We start from the raw sequence: 7,271 nt of genomic DNA on the forward strand, positions 1-7,271 counted from the left end.
AGCATTGAGTGATATATTTGCTCATCAATACTCGAGAACTGTAAACGTCCATTTAAATACAAGTCGGTGATAGGCGCTGGCTGGTTTTTACTTAAGCGCTCGGTTAATACTACATGCTGGTATTTAGTTGCTTGTGAGTAAATAACTTTATCTTTATAAAGTACATTACTTAAGCTGTTCATCCAGCCACTTCCCATCACTAAAATAAACCCAAACAGTGCCAATAACACTATATGGCAGATCAGAAGTGCCTTAGCAAAGCGCACATGAGCATGGTAGCGCCATAAAAAGGCGAGCCCTGCCAGTATATTAAAAAGAGCTGTCCACGCTGCAGCTTGCATTATAGGCATCGCCAGCATAATGCTTACCCAAATAGCCGCACCAATACCCGCGCCAATATAATCGGCACCATAAATAGTGCCTGCATTGTTTTCTAAAAAACGCCCGTACACATGTTGGCGAATACGTGCAATAAGCGGTATTTCCATACCAATAAATAAACCCAGTACTAAACCAAACACATAAGGTAAAAAGCGTGACCACTCTTGCAGCTTTTGAAATACATAGCCATTGAGCACAACATCTGGCGGTAAATTAAAAATACTAGAAAACAAATGAGGAAGTGAATAACTTACAGCAATTACACCGGCTATTGCCAGAATACAGCCCATGCCAACCAGGGCAATAATACTTTCAAGCCAAGCAAAGGCGGTAAAGGCATCTTTAAACCAACGGGCTAAAAATGCGCCTAAGCCCATGGCAACTATCATTGTGCCAATCATGGCATAGATAGCACTCTCTACAGAGCCCAGTACCCGCCCTGCGTAATGCGAAAGTAAGTATTCATAAATAAGGCCGCACCCAGCGAGTACGGCCATAACAGTTATTAGTAAAATATCGTGCCCAAGTAAACGTGATTTACTTGGGCTAGTTGTAGTTGATGACACTGATTATGCGCCTAGTAAGGTTGCCATAGTAATACCGACAGCAAACGACACTGCAGCAGAAATAGCACCTACACCTACATTTTTCTGACGGTTAACTTCATCTGAAATATCACAACCTGATAAAATTATTTTGATGGTGATTAAATGCAAAATGATGAATGCCACTAAACTTACAATCGCGCTAATAGCCCAATAAAGCAGGCTAGCATTAATGTTATCGGCCGCATACGGTGCAATACCTGATGCCGCAGTAATAGCTAAGGCACTTCCTACTAAAAAGCCTGCGTAGCGTATACCTACAGCTAAATTGCCATCAATAATGGCTTGTTGTAAACAATCACCGCTTTTATTGGTACGCTTAAATAATTGTACGCGGTATTGGCTTACAAGCAGTAGTGCAACACTGCCAATAATAAAGGCAGCAATAACGATAGGCAGCCCGTGCCAACCCTCTGTTGCTACCCATAAAAGTGCAGAGCGAATCACAATAGCCACACTCACTACATGACCAAAGTCGATAATAGAGGCTGTTACATTACCTTTTACAATTTCGTCGTGCAGGCTGACTTTGCGAAGCGCGACCTTGTCTTGAAAAAAGTGGCCTAATTTAATCAGTACAATGGCTAATACACCATAGCCTAGCATTTGCAGGGCTTCTTGTTGTAACGACGCAGCAAAGGCGCCACTACTCACACCCGTTAATACAATGGCAAGTGCAACTAAGCCTGCCGCAAAGCTAATACCAAAAGCAAAGTTATCACGTTCTGTTATTTCGTCATTTGCATGAAGGTTTGAAACCCAGCCCTTAATGTATTTTAGGCTTACAAATAACAACACGATAATTGCAAAATCAATCGCCAAAGCTTGTAGCGACCACGTAGTTATTCCATTAAATTCGTACATATTTCTAACTCCAACTTATTCTTTACTTACCACGGCTCACGCCACGAGAGGTTCTGCTACCGCTATTGCGTACCGATCCAGAGCTGTTGCTATAACTACTCGAACGCGAGTAACTACTGCGGCTTTTAGGCGGTGTATAACTACTGCGGCTTAAACCCGAGGCACCCGTTTTTTTGCTCGCATAAGGGCTAGTAAACTGTTTGCCTTGGCGTTGGTACGATTGTCGCGTACGCGTTTCTAAAGCACTTTGCGTTTTAATTTGTTTAGGGCTTGAGTAACGATAGCGGCCGTAATCGTTGTAATAGCTATATTTACGGCGGCTGCTCCAACGTCCGTATTCAACACGGTCAAATACATCGCCTAAAATACGGTACATGCCATACCACTGCCAAAAGCTAATACCATTACTATTAGTTTGCCAGTTACCGTAATTAGGGTTGCCCACCAATTGATTACCCTCGCCTGCGCCCTCTGCCTCTTTACTAATAGCACCAACGCGCGCAAGGCTGCCCTTAGACATATCCGCTAGCATATTAATCGGGTCCGTTAACGCATCAGAAAACAGCGTAGGCTTAGCCGCCTCACGTAGTAAATCAATACTGTGTAGCGTATCTTCGTAAGGAGGGATTAAATAAGTGCCTTTAATATCTTTAAGTCGTTGTGTTAAACCACTGTAAAGGGCACCCTGCCTTGTAGCATCAAGGGTAATTACATCAACAACCTGACTAAGTTCTGGCTGTTGCTGTTTAAGGAGTTTGCCATATTCTTTAAGCAATACAGCATTACGTATAGTCCCATTATCAAGCGCGGTACCAAGCTGTGCAAGCTCAACATCTGCCTTTTTAATAGACTCTTGAATTGTTTGTTGTAGTTGCTCTTCTTTAGATTGACAACCCATAAGCACTGCAAACAAACAAAACAGGCTCATAAGTTTCCAAGCTTTTATATTCGACATTCATGTCACCTGATTTAATAAATAACCGCATTAGTCTTACACAGGTCACTTATTAAGCCAAGAATGAAATTGCAACAAAGTAAGTCTGCCTAAAATAAAATAACCAGCTATAGTTACTCTATGAATTTAAACACATTCTTTTACTTACAAATTTAGTAAGTAACATCAGCGCTACGCGTAAGCCTTCTATTAATAAATAACAACAATAAGTAATAACTCTTTTAGTGAAAGAGCATGACAGTAAGAAGGGATTTGGCTAAATGTTTCATAGTATTCGTAACAAATTTATTATTATTACGACTTGTTTAATTGTACTAAGCGCTAGTTTTGTTTTTTATTTAGCTATTAATGAGCACGAGGATTTATACCGCCAATCAGTTGAAGAAAACCTCGATGCTATGTCATCAAATATTTCAGATAATTTGTTACGTGTTATGTCGCAAGAGATAGATTTATTTTCTATTACAACTGAGCTCTTGGGGTTAGATAGGTACGAGCACATAAAGTTTGTAAATGTATTTGATAGTAATTGGCAGCTAATACAGTCCTACGTGCACCCTAATTACTTAAAGTTCGAGGATTTTTCTCCACAGCTAAAGGGCATCAAACCGCAAAGTTTGCCCCGTACCGTCAGTGTTACTAATCAAGGCTTAGTTGCCTTAAAAACAATTGGTGAGGAGCAGTTCCCTGTAGGCTACTTATTAATTGTTCAGGATTTTAATAAGCCCCTTAATGAAAGCAAAGCGAGCTTATTTTATAGTGCAGCCCCTATCGTTATTTTTAGTATCGTGATCACCATCCTCATCTCTTTTTGGATATACCAACATTTATTAAGCCCGCTATTAAAACTTTCTAAATTCACACAAAAAGTAGAAAAAACAACTAACTATCAACTCCAATACCAAGGCTCGGGCAACGACGAAGTATCGCAACTTGGCAAAGATATTAATAACTTACTTAACACTATTAATGCCCAAGTGCTCACTAATCAAAAAAACACCGCACAACTACTAAAGCAAAAGCAATCAATGGAGCACTTAGCTAACTTCGATATATTAACTGGCTTACCTAATCGTATGTTTATTATGGGCTTACTAAAAGAAGAATTAACACGCTGTAAAAATAATCATCAAGATATAGCTATTATGTTTTTTGACGTAGATAGCTTTAAAGGTGTTAACGATACACTTGGCCATGAAACGGGCGACCTACTTTTAAAGGCGGTAGCCAGTAATATTAAAAAGCACTTACGCGAAAACGATGTTATTGCACGCTTAGGGGGTGATGAGTTTTTAATAATGCTGCGTAATATAAATAATTACACCGACGTTATTAATATCGCGGAGCAAATTATCAGCTCAATGCAAACACCTTTTACTATTAACCAGTGGGATATACCCACTGGGGTAAGTATTGGTATTGCCCACGCTAAAGAGGCCGAGTTTGACATTAATACATTGATTAGTAATGCAGACATCGCAATGTATGCCTCAAAAGAAAAAGGTAAAGGGTCGTACACCGTTTTCCATAGAAAAATGTTAGAAAACAGCAAGCGAATGGCTCAAGTGGCTAATTTAATTAGTCATGCGATTGCGCAAAATGAGTTTGAAGTTGTGTATCAGTTAAAAATAGCTGCCAATGGTGAGGCTAATGGCCTTGAAGCCCTTATTAGGTGGCACAGTGAAGAGCTTGGCTTTATTTCACCAGGCGAATTTATACCCATTGCAGAGCAAGCAGGTAAAATAAAAGCAATCACACAGTGGGTTGTCTCCAGGGTATTTCAAGATTTACCCACACTAAAGCAAACTATAGGTAACCATGTACTCGTTTCTTTAAACCTATCGAGCCATGATCTTAAAGATAATCACTTTATTGATGTTGTAAAAAATAAATTGGTTAAATACAACGTCGACATTGCAAATATCCAGTTTGAAATAACCGAATCAAGCTATCTCGATAATTTTGAAAACTCCAATGAATTCTTTAACCAAATAAAACAAATGGGCGGGTCTATAGCCCTTGATGATTTTGGAACGGGTTATTCATCGCTAAGCTACCTGACAAAAATAGATATCGATACCATCAAAATTGACCGTATGTTCGTTAATCAATTTGATAGCTCAGAAAAGGATGCGGCGGTATTAAAGGCCATACTCGATTTAAGTAAACGCCTAGGTTTAAAAGTATGTAGTGAGGGTATAGAAACAGCCAGCCAGGCTAACTACCTAATTGAAAATGGCAGTGATGAAATGCAAGGGTATTATTTTGCAAAGCCTGTAACCATAGCACACATTCCAGCAGCTAAAGCCCAGGCAAAAGAGGCATTTAAAGCGCTAACTTTAAAATAAGTCAGCGCTACTAGTTAATCATAAATTAAGGCGTTAGCGTTACAACAGTTAGCTCGTCCGGAATTTTTGTATCAGCAGGTAAATAAGCAACTGCATTTTCTTCTTTCAATAAATACGCAATAATTTCTTTAGTCGAGCTAAATTCTACGGGTGGCTTGCTACGCCCTGTAAACCTCATCTGAGCCCAATAAGCCTGAATTCTTGATTCGGTTAAGCCAACCAATTTCGTATTAAAATCGATTCGTAACGGGTTTCCGGCGGGTAAATTTACTGCTTTAAATTGACGACTCATCGCGCCGCCCATATAAATATGGCGAATTTGCTGCTTACTCAAAGCTAAGTTTTTATTGGCCGTATTAACAACAATGATCACTTTAGTGGTATGGCTATTATCCGCGTAGGCTTGTACGCTGATAAACAATAATGACCAAGTAAAAATACACAGCAGTATTATATGTCTAATCACGTAAGTTAACTTAGAGTACATCATCAAAATACCCAATCTAAGCCAATAAGGTAAAGATTCGTTTTTCTATTAAAGCTAACATCCTCAGGGATAACAAAAAAAGAATTACTAACCTCATCGCCCTCTAAAGCAGATACTTCCGCCTTTAATGCCAGATTAGGTAGCACATCCCATCGTATACCGAGTGTCCATGTTTTTAGTGAGTCAGGCGCCGACTCTGCAAACACGCTGTTATAAGCCTGTGCCAGCTGATCAAGCTCTACATTAGCACCAATAGGGATTTCATTCTGATTGGCATTAATTTCTACATCGCTGTCTGCAAAGGTTAAATGATAAGTAAAAGGTGCATCGTTATAGCCTACGGTTAAGTAATAGCTTTGTATAATCGGAATTATATCTAACTGTGTTTTAATCTTTACCCACTCACCTCTAAAAAAATAATCTAAATTATCATAAATAACACCAAATTGATCTGCATGCGCACTGCCCTGCGTTGTCAGCGATGCTGCACTTTGGCTAAAATTAAAATTCTCTAAAATATCTTGTAGTTGGTTAATCGATTTAAGATCTAGCGCTATGTTACCGTTATACCTTGAAGCCCTAAATTCTATATTTTCAATATTCAACTTCCCTATCACACCCACTAAATTATCCACCTCAAAACCTGTTTTAAAAGGGCCTATGCCAATACTTCCCGACTCTTCGCCATAGTACCCTTCAATACTGATATCAAAGTCATCTGAGCCAAATTTGTAAATAGCATCAATACCATTAAATGTTTTAAATAAGTACGTGTCGTATACTTGTTGTGGCGGATTGATCCATGGGTATGCAAACCCTACATCAGAGAAGTCGCTCATTGTAAAAAATGGGGTTCGCAGCTTACCGATTTTTATCTGTAGGTTTGTTGTGGGCGTATAAGTTAAATACAGCCATTCAAGTCCACTCTCACCAGATACCGTTGTGCTATCAGATCTAAATAATCCTTGTGCTGTCACTGACCAGTTTGTATTAAACTGATACTCAGCTTGAAGACCTATTAAACTTGATGGTGAAAAGTTAAGACTGTCATCGTAGCCTCTATATTCGACATCTTTTTCATCTAAATAACCACCAATAACACGTGCGTAGCCTGAAAAATCAAACTCATCCGATTTAGCCGGTAAATGGTGTAGGCTCACGATTAAAACGATTATCTGAAATATTTTATTTCGCATAGACACTCAGCAACCTAGATAAAAAAGCGCTGAATATTAAAAAGTAACGACATTTTATAATTCTGCAGGATAATTATTATGAGGTATAACTATAGTCAAAGTTAAAGAGTGTGGATCAAAATACTCTGAACTATAAGCTATTATTTTTATACATCTTAATAGATTAGTTAAGTTAAGAGACTTGCGTGTACTGTAATACCAATTCGCTTAATTAAGTGATCTATTTGAGGGTGGAAAAACGTGTTGATAGCTAGGCAAAATGATTAAGTATTATTGCGTATTGGTATTACTACAAAGAGTTTGAGCTCTGTGTTGTGTTTTATCCGCGGGTTTCGTGATACTCAACCCACGCTACGGAGGTGATGGAGACTGTGCGAATAATATCTGGAATGTATTTTTACTTTTCTGCACACGTAAAAAAGCCCGGCTCTTTCG

At 38.9% G+C, this 7,271-nt stretch carries 5 protein-coding genes and 1 pseudogene; 1 reads left to right on the forward strand and 5 read right to left on the reverse strand.

Annotated features, from left to right (window positions below; genetic code table 11):
- The 3 genes and pseudogenes from B4F91_RS09580 to B4F91_RS09590 all read right to left on the reverse strand — a co-directional run.
- A pseudogene (locus B4F91_RS09580) lies at nt 1-947 on the reverse strand (spermidine synthase); the annotation flags it as partial.
- Nucleotides 948-950: 3 nt separating this feature from the next.
- Nucleotides 951-1,850, reverse strand: coding sequence for a DUF350 domain-containing protein (locus B4F91_RS09585; RefSeq protein ID WP_004589137.1), 900 nt, complete (start codon nt 1,848-1,850; stop codon nt 951-953).
- A gap of 22 nt (nt 1,851-1,872) precedes the next feature.
- Nucleotides 1,873-2,805: a hypothetical protein gene (locus B4F91_RS09590; protein WP_004589136.1), complete on the reverse strand. Its 933-nt coding sequence runs from the start codon at nt 2,803-2,805 to the stop codon at nt 1,873-1,875.
- 260 nt (nt 2,806-3,065) lie between these two features.
- Here B4F91_RS09590 and B4F91_RS09595 point away from each other — a divergent pair, with 260 nt between their 5' ends.
- The gene (locus B4F91_RS09595) at nt 3,066-5,153 is read left to right on the forward strand and encodes a putative bifunctional diguanylate cyclase/phosphodiesterase (protein ID WP_096040922.1); all 2,088 of its coding nucleotides are present in this window, start codon (nt 3,066-3,068) and stop codon (nt 5,151-5,153) included.
- 25 nt (nt 5,154-5,178) lie between these two features.
- Here B4F91_RS09595 and B4F91_RS09600 read toward each other — a convergent pair whose 3' ends face one another.
- Both B4F91_RS09600 and B4F91_RS09605 read right to left on the reverse strand, forming a co-directional pair.
- Complete coding sequence (locus B4F91_RS09600) at nt 5,179-5,643, reverse strand: hypothetical protein (protein WP_054983735.1); 465 nt, start codon at nt 5,641-5,643, stop codon at nt 5,179-5,181.
- The gene (locus tag B4F91_RS09605) at nt 5,643-6,836 is read right to left on the reverse strand and encodes a hypothetical protein (protein WP_286939128.1); all 1,194 of its coding nucleotides are present in this window, start codon (nt 6,834-6,836) and stop codon (nt 5,643-5,645) included. The genes B4F91_RS09600 and B4F91_RS09605 overlap by 1 nt, the downstream gene beginning before the upstream one ends.
- Nucleotides 6,837-7,271: the final 435 nt, after the last annotated feature.

The sequence above is a fragment of the Pseudoalteromonas sp. UBA6610 genome (genome assembly GCF_002433295.1).
In the GTDB taxonomy this organism is placed as follows: Bacteria; Pseudomonadota; Gammaproteobacteria; order Enterobacterales; family Alteromonadaceae; genus Pseudoalteromonas; species Pseudoalteromonas atlantica.